13 protein-coding genes and 1 riboswitch are annotated in these 14,164 nt (G+C 49.1%); of the genes, 9 read left to right on the top strand and 4 right to left on the bottom strand.

Annotation, left to right across the window (positions count from 1 at the left end; translation table 11 throughout):
* Window positions 1-208: 208 nt before the first annotated feature.
* Window positions 209-1,402 carry an NAD(P)/FAD-dependent oxidoreductase gene (locus NYE54_RS28865; protein WP_339267975.1) on the top strand — a complete coding sequence of 398 codons (1,194 nt, stop codon included), beginning with the start codon at window positions 209-211 and terminating at the stop codon, window positions 1,400-1,402.
* The gene (locus tag NYE54_RS28860) at window positions 1,403-1,663 is read left to right on the top strand and encodes a hypothetical protein (protein ID WP_339267973.1); all 261 of its coding nucleotides are present in this window, start codon (window positions 1,403-1,405) and stop codon (window positions 1,661-1,663) included.
* A gap of 156 nt (window positions 1,664-1,819) precedes the next feature.
* Here NYE54_RS28860 and hemQ read toward each other — a convergent pair whose 3' ends face one another.
* The gene (gene hemQ, locus NYE54_RS28855) at window positions 1,820-2,569 is read right to left on the bottom strand and encodes a hydrogen peroxide-dependent heme synthase (protein ID WP_076324834.1); all 750 of its coding nucleotides are present in this window, start codon (window positions 2,567-2,569) and stop codon (window positions 1,820-1,822) included.
* Between the two features lie 250 nt (window positions 2,570-2,819).
* Between hemQ and NYE54_RS28850 the strand changes: the two genes are divergently transcribed.
* The 3 genes from NYE54_RS28850 to dnaI all read left to right on the top strand — a co-directional run bounded on the left by NYE54_RS28850 (window position 2,820) and on the right by dnaI (window position 5,810).
* Window positions 2,820-3,119, top strand: coding sequence for a YuiB family protein (locus tag NYE54_RS28850; RefSeq protein WP_339273692.1), 300 nt, complete (start codon window positions 2,820-2,822; stop codon window positions 3,117-3,119).
* Window positions 3,120-3,317: 198 nt separating this feature from the next.
* Complete coding sequence (locus NYE54_RS28845) at window positions 3,318-4,823, top strand: DnaD domain protein (RefSeq protein ID WP_076324833.1); 1,506 nt, start codon at window positions 3,318-3,320, stop codon at window positions 4,821-4,823.
* A 33-nt stretch (window positions 4,824-4,856) separates the two neighbouring features.
* Window positions 4,857-5,810, top strand: coding sequence for a primosomal protein DnaI (dnaI, locus tag NYE54_RS28840; RefSeq protein WP_339267970.1), 954 nt, complete (start codon window positions 4,857-4,859; stop codon window positions 5,808-5,810).
* 119 nt (window positions 5,811-5,929) lie between these two features.
* On the opposite strand, the gene NYE54_RS28835 is transcribed toward dnaI, so the two are convergent.
* Window positions 5,930-6,085: a hypothetical protein gene (locus NYE54_RS28835; protein WP_006212594.1), complete on the bottom strand. Its 156-nt coding sequence runs from the start codon at window positions 6,083-6,085 to the stop codon at window positions 5,930-5,932.
* A 251-nt stretch (window positions 6,086-6,336) separates the two neighbouring features.
* Here NYE54_RS28835 and trxA point away from each other — a divergent pair, with 251 nt between their 5' ends.
* Window positions 6,337-6,654 carry a thioredoxin gene (trxA, locus tag NYE54_RS28830; protein WP_076324831.1) on the top strand — a complete coding sequence of 106 codons (318 nt, stop codon included), beginning with the start codon at window positions 6,337-6,339 and terminating at the stop codon, window positions 6,652-6,654.
* Window positions 6,655-6,789: 135 nt separating this feature from the next.
* Window positions 6,790-8,793 carry an excinuclease ABC subunit UvrC gene (uvrC, locus tag NYE54_RS28825; RefSeq protein WP_339267968.1) on the top strand — a complete coding sequence of 668 codons (2,004 nt, stop codon included), beginning with the start codon at window positions 6,790-6,792 and terminating at the stop codon, window positions 8,791-8,793.
* Here the strand turns inward: uvrC and NYE54_RS28820 are convergent.
* Window positions 8,765-10,453 (bottom strand): CPBP family intramembrane glutamic endopeptidase, encoded by a 1,689-nt coding sequence (locus NYE54_RS28820; protein WP_339267967.1) that lies wholly within the window; start codon window positions 10,451-10,453, stop codon window positions 8,765-8,767. The genes uvrC and NYE54_RS28820 overlap by 29 nt on opposite strands.
* A gap of 291 nt (window positions 10,454-10,744) precedes the next feature.
* Window positions 10,745-10,889: riboswitch (cyclic di-AMP (ydaO/yuaA leader) on the top strand.
* A gap of 64 nt (window positions 10,890-10,953) precedes the next feature.
* Between NYE54_RS28820 and NYE54_RS28815 the strand changes: the two genes are divergently transcribed.
* Both NYE54_RS28815 and NYE54_RS28810 read left to right on the top strand, forming a co-directional pair.
* On the top strand, window positions 10,954-12,294 hold the full coding sequence (locus NYE54_RS28815) for a TrkH family potassium uptake protein (protein WP_076324828.1): 1,341 nt from the start codon (window positions 10,954-10,956) through the stop codon (window positions 12,292-12,294).
* A 16-nt stretch (window positions 12,295-12,310) separates the two neighbouring features.
* Entirely contained in the window at window positions 12,311-12,985 is a 675-nt protein-coding gene (locus NYE54_RS28810) for a TrkA family potassium uptake protein (protein ID WP_076324827.1), read from the top strand.
* Between the two features lie 36 nt (window positions 12,986-13,021).
* Here the strand turns inward: NYE54_RS28810 and NYE54_RS28805 are convergent, their stop codons facing one another.
* Window positions 13,022-13,939 (bottom strand): LysR family transcriptional regulator, encoded by a 918-nt coding sequence (locus NYE54_RS28805; RefSeq protein ID WP_076324826.1) that lies wholly within the window; start codon window positions 13,937-13,939, stop codon window positions 13,022-13,024.
* Between the last annotated feature and the right edge of the window lie 225 nt (window positions 13,940-14,164).

The following is a 14,164-nucleotide window of genomic DNA, read 5'->3' as shown; positions in this document are numbered from 1 at the left end:
ATTACAGGGTAGTCCCATATATTATCAACTGCAGCAGCATTAAGGAAACTTAGTATTTCAGCTGTTTTTGAACCTTAATGAACCTTCAGGTCAAATGATGAAACGGGCTCTGATAAGGGCTCTTCTCTTTTTTTGGATGCATTTTCACAGAATGTTAACATGTGTACCATACTGTATATATAAAGAGTAAGCTGGAAGGAGCAATAGAATGAGCAGCATACCGAAGATCGTAATCCTTGGCGCGGGTTACGGGGGCATATTGACAGCGCAGCGGCTGCAAAAAGAGCTGAATTATAATGAGGCCGATGTTACATTGGTGAATCGCCATGATTATCATTATATTACAACGCATTTGCATATGCCGGCAGCAGGAACAGACAGCATTGAGAACACCCGGGTATCCATTTCCAAGTTGATAGACGAATTCAAAATCGACCTGGTCAAATCCTCGGTTCAGGAAATCCGCCTCCACGATAAGAAGGTTATTCTTGAAGATGGAACGTTATCCTATGACTATCTTGTCATTGGACTCGGCGGAGAGCCGGAAACCTTTGGCATTCCAGGACTCGCAGAGCATGCGATGACGATCCGAAGCATCAACTCGGTACGATTGATTCGTGAGCATATTGAGTATCAATTTGCTTTATATAAAAATGAGCGCAGACCGCAAGAGCGCATTAACTTTGTGGTTGGCGGGGCCGGATTCAGCGGCATCGAGTTTGTAGCCGAGCTGGCGGACCGCATTCCGAGACTGTGCAAGGAGTATGACGTGGATCCGACGCTGGTGAATATCTATAATGTTGAAGCCGCGCCTGCCGCGTTACCTGGGTTTGCACCTGAGCTGGTGGAGTACGCCATGAACGTTCTTGAGAAGAAAGGCGTTACCTTCAAAATGGGCATTGCGATCAAGGAATGCCTCTCAGGCGGAGTCGTTCTGAACAATGGTGAAGAGATCCGGGCGGCAACGGTGATATGGACCGGCGGCATCCGTGGGAACCGTCTGGTAGAAGCAGCTGGTTTCGAAACGATGAGAGGCCGCGTTAAGGTGGATGAATACTTGCGCGCTCCCGGATATGAGAACATTTATATTATCGGCGATAACTCCCTGATTTTTAATGAGGAAGGCAGACCTTATCCGCCGACCGCTCAAATGGCGATGCAGCAGGGCGTGTGTTGTGCCCAAAATATCGTTGCGGCGATTCGGGACAAGTCCATGCGCAAATTCGAGTTCCACAATAAGGGCACGGTTGCTTCCCTCGGCCGGGGCGAAGGCATTGCGGTAGTCGGCGATAAGAAATATCAGGGATGGAAAGCGGCTCAGCTGAAAAAATTGGTTGATCTGCGCTACCTCTTCATTATTGGAGGGATTCCGCTCGTCCTGAAAAAAGGTAGGTTTCTATAAATGAGACACTGCAGCGTTCAAGTACGGGGGCTGCTCACAAGAGATGAGCTGGATCGATATAACGCGCTGATGGAGGTCGGCTCCTATTTGGAGTTGCAAGAGCGGTACGATCTGGCTTACACCATTCAGCAGGAGGTCGACATTCTCATACTTCCTGCAATTGAGCGGCTCAAGGATAAGGGACGTGCCCGGGACCGGGCAACGGCTGAATATCTTGAAACCTTGCGCAAGCAAGAGCAAGATGAGGACGACAGTGAGTAATAGAAAAAGGGATGCTCTCAGTGTTGAGAGCATCCCTTTTTTGACATATTAGAATTTATAAGTTTTTTGGGGTCCCCGCAAAGTATTTGGAATAAACATCGTAGCATAGGCTCCACTTTGTGGGGTTTTGTACATGCTTTTTATGTGCAGAAGGAATTATACCTTCATTAAATCTGTAAACGAAGCCTGATCGAGCAGGTTGCCGACATAGAACGGACCAAACTCGCCGAAACGCGCACTTACCTCGTCAAATCTCATTTCGTACACGAGTTTCTTGAATTGAAGCGCGTCGTCACTGAACAGGGTTACGCCCCATTCCCAATCGTCGAATCCAACGGAACCGGTGATGATCTGTTTGACCTTGCCGGCATATCCGCGGCCAATCATCCCATGGCTCTTCATCATCGATTTGCGTTCATCCATGCTCAGCATATACCAGTTGTCCGACAAATCCCGCTTTTTGTTCATCGGATAGAAGCAAATATGCTTCGATTTAGGCAGAGCCGGCTTCAGACGGGCAATGACATGCGGATTCTGCATCGGATCCTCATCGGAGGAGCCAGCCAGGTAGTTGCTCAGCTCGACAATGCTTACATACGAATATGACTTGATGGTGAACTGGGCAAACGTTGTTTTGTTAAAGGCGTTCTCGATCGCGTTCAGCTCTTCGAGCGTCTCGCGCAAAAGCATGAATACGAAATCGGCTTTCTGACCGACGATGGTATATACAGCGGTACTGCCTTTCTGGGCAGCTTCGACGGCATCCCATTCCTCTAGGAACGCATTTAGCTCGTCCAGCGCAAAAGCACGTACTTCTTCATCTGCAGCTTTCCAGGCCGGCCAATTGATGGTGCGGAAATCATGCAGCGCATACCAGCCCTCAAGCGTCATTGCAGCTTCGTTCATGTGATCACTCCTAAACGTTATGTTCGTTATTATAGAAGCGGATGGCCGCTTGCATTAACTTCCTATATTGTACTGTAAGCGCAGTCGGAAGGGCAAACGCCGACACAATGATTTCACGATTGTTCGTTGATCTGTGACATTATTTTTAGTAAACTAGCTATTAGCTAAAGCTTGGTGTGCTGTTTCTTGCTGCAATAAAGTAGAATAGCTGCTACGCGTAGGTGATAAAGAAGAGGTGAAAACAGCGATCATGCTTCAATTTATTCCTGTGCTCGTGCTGATGATTTTGTTTTTTGTCATGATGTTCGGTATCGGTTTTATCCTCAATATGTTGATGAAGACGACCTGGTTTCCTTGCTATCTGTTTGTGATTGTCATTTTGCCGGTCGTTGTATACAGCTTGTGGGATCGGGGCCAAATGTCGTTCTGGACTCACGTCGGATCATTCCAATTGGTGGATTACTTAACGGGAGTTGCAGGTCTGATTGGTGCCTACTTGAGCGGATGGACCATTAAGACATTGCGTATTAAAGGCTTTAGAATGTTTTAAGGCGCGTGGCGCAAATTGAATGTAGTGTTGATGGCGGCTCTGCAATACCCGGGGGCCGTCATTTATTATTTATGGAAGCATGCAAATGGCGGGTGCACGAATTCCAGAATTTTTGATGCGAAAGAACCGACTTCGAAACGACGGATTTATGATAGAATAGAGGAAGTCTATTTTTGGGCGACAGGGGGAGCATAAACGATGCGCATGACTAATTTTTTACATTTTACAGAGAACCACCGTTACTGCGTATACCGTGACTTCTGCTTAAGCGGCCTGGATGACAAAATGCTTGGTTCGATATATCAACCGATGGTTGGCGCGTTTGCGATCAGTCTGTACCGTCTTCTCGTATCGCATGTGCCGGTGGAGAAGGTGGGTTACTCGGCTATTGAACAGCAGCGAAGATTATTTCTGACATTAGGGCTTGAGCCTAGTGAAAAAGGACGCCGCTTTCTCATTGAGCAAACCTCCAAGCTGGAAGCGGTAGGTTTACTGCAGACAAGCCGGATGTTTGTCCCGGAAACGGACGACCATATCTATGAATATGAGCTGCAAGCACCGCTCAGTCCAGCGGAGTTCTTCAACACCCAGCATCTGACGCTGCTGCTTCGCGACAAGGTGGGGAAATTCGCCGTTCTGTCGTTAAGAGAAGAGCTCTGGAGCAAGGAACCCCTTGAATGGTCCGGTATTTCCTTCAACAAGGAGAACATTTCGGTTCCCTTTTATGATATTTTTGAGCTGAACACGCATGTCATTGATTATGAACTGGAGCAAGCGCTGGAAGAGGTCGCGGTGTCACGGAAGTCAGTGGTGCCGCCAAATCCGCAAGGAGAGGGTCTGAACTATGCGGACATTATTCTCCGTTTCCCGCGTGAATCCCGCAATCGGGTCTTTGTGGAGCGTCTTCGCTACGACCATGAACAGATGGGCATTGTGAATTACGTGGTGCGCAAATATGATCTCAGCACGCAGGATTTGTGTCGCCTGCTGGATGAGGACGGCATATTTACCGAGCATGGTGAGGTCGTGCTGGATGATCTGCAGCACAAGGCCAGTCTTCACTTTAGGCAGGGAATGAAGATGCAGGAGAAGCGGCAGATTACCGCGGGCAAGGTCGTTGCTTTGCATCAGGAGATGACGGCCGATCCGGAAGAGCCTGCACAGGAGCATGCCGTAGAGATGGAATACTATGTAGAAGTTCCTGCCCAGTTCCAATCGAAATGCGATATTCACCAATATAATATGATGCTCCGCAACGAGCCTTATACCCGGCTGCTGCAGACCTTCTTTCCGGGCTCGGTCCCAGCGCAGTTCCTGGACATCTTCGAAAAGATCGACCTGAGCTATAAGCTGCCGGGAGAAGTCATCAACGTGCTCATTCATTATTTAATGTCACTCATGGCCGCAGGCGGCGAGCAGCGAATCAACCGTAATTTCGTGGAGGCCATTGCTTCCAATATGCTGCTGAAGCAGATTAACAGCTATGAGAAAGCTGTTCAGTATATACGTGATCAAGCCAAGATGAAAGGCAAGCAGAAGGCAACCACACAACGTACGCGTACATACGCTAAAGGTGGAAAGGTGAAGCCGGAAATTCCAGTGGCTCTGGAGTCCGATCAGGCGGAGGCCGTATCGGATGAGGAATTCGAAGAAATGATGCGATTTGCGGCAGAAATGCAGGCTGGCAACAAGAAGGGCGGATAAAGAAATCCTGCTGAAGAGAGGAGGGAACAAGAGATGGAGTCCCTTGGTGAACTGCTGGAAAGCATGAAAAGTCCTGCGCTCCGGCGCAGAACGGAACAGATTACGGAGGATTTGCTTAGGAATCCTCTGATTCAAGCTCTGCGGAGCGAATACCGGGAGATCGATGATCGGGTCATACGATTGAATTTAAGCAAACTGTATCAATATGCGGGAGATCAGGCCCACTGCAAGGCGTGTCCCGGTCTTGACCGGTGTCCCAATGATTTCCAGGGGCATTTCAGCAAGCTGGATATCCAGCGGATGAACGGAACCGTGGAGATCTATGAGCGTAAGTCGCCGTGTTCCCTGCAGATTGCGAAGACAAATGAGGATCAGATCAAAAAACGGATTCGCAGCTTTTATGTTGATGAGCATGCCTTGAACGAAGGTTATGACAACATGGAGATTATGGCGAAGGACCGCTTGCGGGCACCGGCGGTGCACCAGGTCTTTAAATACATCCGGGATACGAAGGAGAATGGCTTGTCTCCGCGCGGCCTGTATCTCACCGGTTCGTTTGGTACGGGTAAGACCTACCTGATGGGTTACCTGATGCATGAGCTCGCGAAAGCGGGCCATTCGGGCGTTATCGTGTATATGCCTGATTTCGTGGAAGATCTGAAGACCATGATGCAGGACGGCCAGAAGCTGAAGGACATGGTGGAGACGATGAAGCATTGCGATCTGCTGATCTTTGACGATATCGGAGCGGAGAATTTGAATCCGTGGGTTCGGGATCATGTCCTCGGTTCCATTCTGAATTTCCGGATGAACCGGCTGCCGACCTTCTATACGTCGAACTATCCGCTCGACGGGCTTGAACAGCATCTGAGCTTCACGAGCAAGGATGGGGAGGAGGCACACAAAGGACAGCGGTTGATGAACCGAATTGCGCCTTTTGTCGATGTCGTTCATTTATTCGGCGAGAACCAGAGAGGGAAATTCTAGCATTGCAAGTGAACTCCCTATAGACAAGCTTTCCCTGAATTGTAAAAAGTCTGATCCCGTTAGCGTATGGAACGCGGCAGGATCAGACTTTTTATTTGTGCACAAGGAGTCATCAATAATTAGCCAACCAAGAACTTGATAATGACGAAACCGAAAAAGATGATGGTCATGAAACCAAACATCCCCACGAAGCCCATCATCAAATCGCCAAAGTCATTGCGTGGTTCTTCATTGATGTGCTCCCGTGGATCGTTAACGCGTACGTTTACATCCATGGTGCTTGCCTCCTCAAAAGGTGAACATGCCGTGCCAACACGAAAAACTTGACAGTCACCCGACTTGTTACTAGTAGTATACCCAATGCGCAAATCATTTGTAAAGATTGCATAAAAAACCCGTGAAATCCTCTTTCTTTAGGTGAGTATATTTCACTTTTTCCGACCGGTTGTGGTATACTAAATTCGTCGACCCATTCAACAATTATGGTCGTACTATATGTAAAATTATCCGTGAGGAGGAGAATATAATGGCTATCGTAAACGTTACCGATCAATCCTTCGTAAGTGAAGTGGAAGGTCAAGGAACGGTTGTAGTTGATTTCTGGGCGCCATGGTGCGGTCCTTGTAAAATGCTTGCCCCGATTTTGGAAGAGCTGTCCACAGATCTTGGTGATGCTGTGAAAATTGCTAAGGTGAACGTGGATGAGAATCCGGAATCCGCAGCACGTTTCGGCGTGATGAGCATTCCGACTATGATTTTCTTTAAAGACGGCCAGCCTGTCGATAAAGTGGTAGGTCTGAACTCCAAAGAAGCCTTGAAGGGCATCATTGCAAAACATCAATAAGCAGGATTGGTCATAGACTGCAATCTGCTTTCATAAAGCGCCTTCGGTGAAACCCGGAGGCGCTTTGTGTGGTTATTCATAGTGTTTTATATTTATGGTTAATACTATATAATCTCCTTGGAGAGGAGGGATAGCATGGACGATTTTGCCAAACAGCTTCAGGAGCAGGAGAGGGCGCTGGAGAATATCCGCCATAAGCTGGCATTGCTGCCGGACCAGCCCGGCTGTTACCTGATGAAGAATCATGAAGGCACGATTATTTATGTGGGCAAGGCGAAAGTGCTGAAGAATCGGGTACGCTCTTATTTTACCGGAAGCCATAACGGGAAGACCCAGATGCTTGTTTCGGAAATCCGCGATTTCGAATATATTGTGACCGGCAGCAACATGGAAGCCTTGATTCTGGAGTGTAACCTGATCAAAACCCATCAGCCGAGATTCAACGTGCTGCTGAAGGATGATAAAACCTATCCATATCTTAAAATAACGAATGAAGAGCATCCCCGTCTGGAAGTGACCAGAAGGGTGCTTAAAGATAAAGCCAAATACTTTGGCCCCTACCCGAATGCGTATGCGGCACAGCAGACCAAAAAGCTGCTGGACCGGATGTATCCTTTGCGCAAATGCGGCGTCATGCCGAAAGAAGTGTGCTTGTATTACCATATGGGACAATGCTTGGCTCCATGTGTAAAGGAAATTCCAAATTCTGCATATGAACAGATCACAGGGGAGATTACCTCATTCCTGAGCGGTGGACATGAAGAGATCAAGAAGGAACTGCAGCGCAAGATGCAGGAGGCCGCGGAGGATTTGTATTTCGAGCGTGCCAAAGAACTGCGGGATCAGATCATCCATATCGATACGCTAATGGAGAAGCAGAAGATTACGACGACGGATACACGGGACCGCGACGTATTCGGTTATGCTGTGGATAAAGGCTGGATGTGTGTACAGATTCTGTACATGCGCCAAGGGAAAATGGTACAGCGCAACAAGTCCGTTTTTCCATTCTACGGCGATGCGCACAGTGACTTTATGTCTTTTATTGCCCAGTATTACAGTGATAATCCTGCATTGCCGCAAGAAATTCTGCTGCCTGAGCCCCTGTTGATAGACGAGGCTGATCCAGAGTCGGTTGCTGGAACGGCTGTGGATGAAGGTGTGTTAGGCCCAGAGGAAGCCGTGGATTCGGCGAGTACGCTTTCCGCAGGAACATCTGATGAGCAGCAGGCAGCCCTTGCCCAGGCACAGGAGAAGCAGGCCGAAGCCGCTGGCATCGTGGATGCAGCCGGAGGGGCTGCCGCCCTGCAGGAATGGCTCGGCGTGAAGGTGCATGTGCCGCAGCGTGGTTTGAAGAAACAGATGGTGGGCATGGCGTCGGATAATGCAAAGGTGTCCTTAGACGAGAAATTCCGCTTGATTGAGCGCGATGAAGAACGCACCTCGGTCGCAGCGGCGAATCTGGGCGAAGTGATCGGCCTCCAGTCGCTGAACCGGATCGAGGCATTTGATAACTCGAACATCCAGGGGACCAACCCGGTATCGGCCATGGTTGTATTCACCAATGGGAAACCGGACAAGAAGGAATATCGGAAATACAAGATCCGTACCGTGCTGGGACCGGACGATTATGATACGATGCGTGAAGTGATCCGGCGGCGGTACGAGCGCGTCTTGAAGGAGAATTTGCCGCTTCCTGATCTGATTGTGGTCGATGGAGGGAAGGGACAGATTTCCGCCGCCAGCGATGTGTTGGAGAATGAGTTGGGGTTGTATATCCCGGTCTGCGGGCTTGTGAAGGATGCCAAGCATAAAACAGCGCAGCTCATGGTCGGAGACCCGCCGGAGCCGGTTACGCTGCCCCGGGACAGCCAGGAGTTCTATTTGCTGCAGCGTATTCAAGATGAGGTTCACCGGTTTGCGATTTCCTTCCACCGCGAACAGCGCGGCAAATCGATGGTATCCTCCAAGCTGGATTCCATCCCGGGCATTGGTGAGAAGCGCCGGAAGCTGCTGTTGAAGCATTTTGGCTCGGTCAAAAAAATAAAAGAGGCTTCAGTCGAAGACTTCAAGCCCCTTTCAATCGGTGAGAAATTAGCAACGGAAATTCTTAAGGCACTTCGTGAGGAGGAGTCGTGACATACGGCTTCTCTTTTTTTGTTGGATTGAAACGGTAAATCGCATACGCAACAAGCGCAGGAAGCACCATGTAGAAAGCACCAATCAGCAAGTTGGTGGTGTCCTTGAGCAAGATCAGGCTAATACCCATCAAGATGCTATTAAAGATGACATGGGAGAACATGGCCGCCAAATACCCATATTTCAAAAAGATGTAGCTGAACAGCAAGCCGATGATAACCAGTTCAATGGGCCGGGAAATTACAGGGTATATCGGATAAAGCGTATGCCCGAGCGCCCAGATGAGCGAGGTAATCAAACTGGCAACGAACGTATTGCGGACGATCTTTTTCACCATTTTGATTCCGAACAGTCGATAGACGGCCTCTTCGGATATGCCGGCCAGCCAGGCCATCAGCGGAAACAGCCAAGGATAGAGCATGTTGTAAGGCGACTGTGTGGCATCCGTGGTGGACCATGTATTTAAGGTTAGGCCCAGAACGATAAAGATAATGGATTGGACCCCAAGCAGGATGAAAGCCCACATATATCCCAGCTTCATGCTGTCCAGTACATAATGACCGTATCCGGGTTCTTTGGCGCGCGGCCATGGATTGAGCCCGTCTTCTTTTTGCCATAGTCCGTTGCCCCCGACAAGGGAGAAATAGAGCAGGGCGGAGAATATGAGCGAATAGACCGCATAGAAAATCATCATCCCGAATATACCAGTTTGCGACATCCCCTCGGATTTGAAAACGGGAATCAGATTATACGTATTTAGCATCTGAATGATAAACAGCAGCACCGCTAGGAACAGGCCGCGCTTAAACGACGTATAGGCTCTGGTCTTTACGCTGTACACAATGGCAAGAATGCCAAGGATGAGGGTGAACAGGCCATACCCTGCGAGTGTCAGCAGCGTTGCATCCTGAGTCTGCTTGTTGACATAGGCGGAATGGGCGGACGGGACTGAGAAGGATGGCTCATAGGAGCGTAATTTCCCATGTTCGAAGGTGAAACGGTGCTCCAATCGGGAATCGCCAATCTTGGATTCCGGGTCCACATATCGAAGCCGGGGTTCCCCTTCCCGCGTAACCAGCTCAAGGCGCGACAGGTCATAGCCCGCTCGCTGGAGCCAAGGCTCCGCGAGCGCTTGCTTCTCGGCTAATGACATGCCGTCCTCGACGACAAGCAGCATCTGCCTTTGTACATCGCCCTTGTTCAGCTCAATCCGGTCATAGCTGGAGCGGGCGTAATCGTACGAGAAGCCGACGATGCCTGAATTTTGCATGTGCACGTCCACATTGAGGGCATCCCCTCCCGGTTCGCTGAAGCGAACGCGGTATACGTCATAGGGATATTTGGCTTCATAGGTTTTGTTGTATTCCGAAAGTTTCTTTTCCTTCGCCAGATATCCGTAAAGTTCCGATTTGGATTGATATGTAACCAATGTGTCATCCGTTTTTGCAGCCGTAAACTGCAAATGCTCCTGAGCAAAGCTTGAAGCCGCTTGCCGAGCCTGCTCCTTGGATATGATATTCGGAGATGCCATCTCGGTAGAATCCGGATTCGTCGACGGAAACACCTGAAATAATAGGAACAGAATCAGGCCGACTGCGGCAGGCGCGATGAGCTGTTTGAGATTGGGCTTCAGCTTCAAGGGCTCTCTTGCACGATTCATGAAATTCCTCCTCTAGGAAAGTTGATACTCCCACTGGTATTCGATATGCCTGATTAAGTACGCATAGAGTCAATATAACATAGTTATGAAAGTCATAAGCAGCTTATCCCAATATCCGGAATAATGAAACAAATCGATGAAAATGAATGAAAGGTTTCGAAAACGTTAGAGAACCCTATGCTTGTATTCTTGAATATGCCCAATTCGCGCTCTTTTAAAGATTTTTTGGGTGAAAAACGGCATTGGGTTACGTACCAGATTGCGTTATAATCACATCATGCTTCAAGGAACCGAATATTCCAGCCGAATTTCGTACTGAAAATGGGGGAACCATGTAATTGGGGTGAATTTCATTATTCCTAGAATAATGAATAGGGCGACCTGTGGAAATGCCCGAATCCGTCAGCTAACCTCGTAGGCTGCAGCACAGGAACCAGACCGTAAAGGGCACTGCGTTTTCCAGTGTCTTTTTTCTTGATTTTTTTTAAGAAGGTGACCGATTGAACTCTAAATTTAACTGGCTCAGGTTGTCTCCGCCGCAGATTCTCGTGCTTGGTTTTGCGGCTATTATCTTCATCGGGACGGCGCTGTTAATGCTGCCGATTTCCACAAGTACAGGTGAACCGCTTGAATTTATCGATGCCTTGTTCACTTCGACATCGGCAACATGTGTAACGGGTCTGGTTGTGGTGGATACAGGAACGACATTCAGTTCCTTCGGAGAAGTCGTGATTATGCTGCTGATTCAGATCGGCGGGCTCGGATTCATGACGATGGCTACTTTATTTGCCTTGGCTCTGAAAAGACGCATCTCGCTCAAGGATCGCCTCATTCTGCAAGAAGCGATGAATCAGTCCTCGATGGAAGGAATCGTAAGGCTGATTCGCAGAGTGTTGTTGTACTCCCTCATCATCGAGGCCTGTGGTGCCATCATTCTATCGATCCGCTGGGCGTTTGATATGCCGATCGGCCAGGCGATTTATTATGGCGTTTTTCATGCAGTCACGATGTTTAACAACGCCGGTTTTGATTTGTTTGGTGATTTTCGGAGTTTGACCGGGTATGTCTACGATCCTGTAGTCAACATAGTCGTGATGTTTTTGATTGTCTCAGGTGGGATTGGTTTTATCGTATTATCCGATCTGATTGATTTCCGAAAACAGCGGAGACTTTCCTTGCACTCCAAAGTGGTGCTCACCATGACGGCTACCTTGCTGCTGGTTGGATTTATCGTCATTCTTATATTTGAATTCACCAATCCGAGGACGCTCGGCTCTCTGAATTGGGGCGGAAAATTCTTCGGTGCGTTATTCCAGTCCGTAACGCCGCGTACAGCTGGCGCGAATACTATAGATATTACGGGGCTTCGACAGGCCACGCAATTTTTTATCGTGATTCTGATGTTTATCGGAGCATCCCCAGGGTCAACCGGTGGCGGTATCAAAACAACAACCTTCACCATTATGGTGGGGGCGGTTATCGCCATGATGCGCGGGCGTGAAGACATCGTCATGTTCCGTTATCGCCTGGCCCAGGAGCGGGTGCTCAAGGCACTGACCATTGCATTATTGGCACTGCTGCTCGTTCTAATCGTATCGATGATTCTGTCAACGACAGAGGAAGGGAGCTTCCTGGAGATCCTATTCGAAACGACATCCGCCTTCGGTACGGTGGGTCTCTCCATGGGTTTAACGCCTGAACTGACGGGATTCGGGAAGATTTTGATCAGTATTACGATGTTTGCAGGGCGATTGGGGCCTTTGACGCTTGCTTATGCACTGGGGCCAAAAAAGGGTAAAGAATTATATCGTCATCCGGAAGGCAAAATGATTATTGGATAAGGAGTACAGGAGAGACATGAAACCAAAGCAATTTGCAATCATCGGTTTGGGACGATTTGGCGCCAGCCTGGCGCTTGAACTGATGGAACAGGGATATGAGGTGCTCGGCATCGACCGCAGTGAAGAGGTTGTCGAGGATATGAGCGAACTGCTGACGCACACGGTGGTGGCGGATGCTACGGACGAAGAGGTGCTTAAATCGCTCGGTATCCGTAACTTCGACTGCGGGATTGTGGCGATCGGGAACGATATTCAGATGAGCATCTTATCCGCCATCTTGTTAAAAGAGCTTGGTGTCGCCATGGTCGTTGCTAAGGCGATTTCAGTGCTGCACGGCCGGGCGCTGGAGAAGCTGGGCGTGGACCGGGTGATCTTTCCGGAAAGGGATATGGGGATCCGGGTAGCTCACCAACTTGTCACGCCCAACCTGCTCGACTATATCGAATTATCCAAGGACTATCTGATTGTGGAGATGACGGTCACGGACTGCATGGACGGAAAAACGCTTAGCGAGCTCAATACGAGGGTTCGCTACGGTGTCAGCGTGGTGGCCCTGAATAAACAATCCGGCATCATCGTAGCGCCAACAGCCATGGATGTGGTGAACTCCGGCGACATTATGGTCGTTATCGGCTCCAATGATAATGTGGATCTCTTTGAGTCTGAGGTCGTGAATATGCTCGAAAAATAAATAAAGAAGAAAAAAACCTGACGACCCTATATACCGTCAGGTTTTCTTCGTTTTATCCTCCTCCAGCTTACGGAACAGGATTTCCGTTTCGTCAATCCAGCGGCTGGCTGCCTTGCTCAGCTCCGAGGCTTGGCCGTAGATCAGCGAAGTTGTTCGCCGGGTTTCAATGAGTGCCGGAATATGAATGTCGACAAGCCCGTTATCGGACAACAGCTGCGGTCTCAGATAGGATTTGGGCAGAAGAGCGGCTGCCTTGCAGGTCGGGATGAGCCTGACGATCGCTTCGAAGGAATCGATCTCCATCCGAATATCCGGCATAATGCCCCAGCGGTGGAACAGGTCATCCGTCAACTTGCGGTACCAGGTGCCGGTTGAGAAAATGATCATCGGCAAGCCTTGAAGCTGCTCGATGCCGACATCCTCGATCTCCGCCAGCGGGTGTGAAGACGGGATGACAAGCTCCAGATGGTCATCAAACAGCGGAATACAGTTTAAGCCGGGCTGGTTGATGGAGGAGGCGACAATGCCGACATCGACCCGTTTATCTCTTACATAAGAAACGATCTCATGGGTCTTGCCGGTGATCAGCTTGATTTCGGCCGCGGGATGACGCTCCATGAATGCGTTAACGAGCGGGGGCAAGGTGGTCTGCAGTGTGGTTAGGCTGGCCCCCAGGTTGATCGAGATCTGATCCCCCTCCCGGTAATGGGCCAACGTCTGCATGAATTTGATCTGCTGCTGGCGCTGCTCCAGGGCAAAGGTGTACACAATCTGTCCGATGGAGGTAAGCTCCAGCCGTTTGCCGCGGCGGTTGAACAGCTGCAGCCCGAGCTGGTCCTCCAGCTTGGCTATTTTCCTGGACAGGGCTGGCTGTGACAAGTTAAGCAGCTTGGAGGCTTGGTTTATGCTGGATTGCTCTACAACGACGGCGAACATGTCCAGTTCTTCAAACATGGAATTCCTCCTATATAAAATAGACATATGTGCAAAACATTGCTTATGCGTATAGATTATAACGATTAATAATTATATTGCAATTCCATTATAAGAAAAAAAGGAGTAACATGAAACATGACACAAGTTGTTCACACGATTGCCGAAATAGGCAGCTTTTTGTCGTTGCAACGGTTTTAGGACAGGGTAAGTGTAATTGTTCTGGAAATAGGAAAGATTGAAAAT

Source organism: Paenibacillus sp. FSL K6-1330, assembly GCF_037976825.1.
Classification (GTDB): Bacteria; Bacillota; Bacilli; order Paenibacillales; family Paenibacillaceae; genus Paenibacillus_AQ.
Note: the sequence above shows the minus strand (reverse complement) of the source record. Positions and strands in the feature narration are given on the sequence as shown.

Coding starts and splice junctions, on each gene's coding strand:
- NYE54_RS28865 (WP_339267975.1), top strand. CDS start 209: ATGAGCAGCATACCGAAGATCGTAATCCTTGGCGCGGGTTACGGGGGC.
- NYE54_RS28860 (WP_339267973.1), top strand. CDS start 1,403: ATGAGACACTGCAGCGTTCAAGTACGGGGGCTGCTCACAAGAGATGAG.
- hemQ (WP_076324834.1), bottom strand. CDS start 2,569: ATGAACGAAGCTGCAATGACGCTTGAGGGCTGGTATGCGCTGCATGAT.
- NYE54_RS28850 (WP_339273692.1), top strand. CDS start 2,820: ATGCTTCAATTTATTCCTGTGCTCGTGCTGATGATTTTGTTTTTTGTC.
- NYE54_RS28845 (WP_076324833.1), top strand. CDS start 3,318: ATGCGCATGACTAATTTTTTACATTTTACAGAGAACCACCGTTACTGC.
- dnaI (WP_339267970.1), top strand. CDS start 4,857: ATGGAGTCCCTTGGTGAACTGCTGGAAAGCATGAAAAGTCCTGCGCTC.
- NYE54_RS28835 (WP_006212594.1), bottom strand. CDS start 6,085: ATGGATGTAAACGTACGCGTTAACGATCCACGGGAGCACATCAATGAA.
- trxA (WP_076324831.1), top strand. CDS start 6,337: ATGGCTATCGTAAACGTTACCGATCAATCCTTCGTAAGTGAAGTGGAA.
- uvrC (WP_339267968.1), top strand. CDS start 6,790: ATGGACGATTTTGCCAAACAGCTTCAGGAGCAGGAGAGGGCGCTGGAG.
- NYE54_RS28820 (WP_339267967.1), bottom strand. CDS start 10,453: ATGAATCGTGCAAGAGAGCCCTTGAAGCTGAAGCCCAATCTCAAACAG.
- NYE54_RS28810 (WP_076324827.1), top strand. CDS start 12,311: ATGAAACCAAAGCAATTTGCAATCATCGGTTTGGGACGATTTGGCGCC.
- NYE54_RS28805 (WP_076324826.1), bottom strand. CDS start 13,939: ATGTTTGAAGAACTGGACATGTTCGCCGTCGTTGTAGAGCAATCCAGC.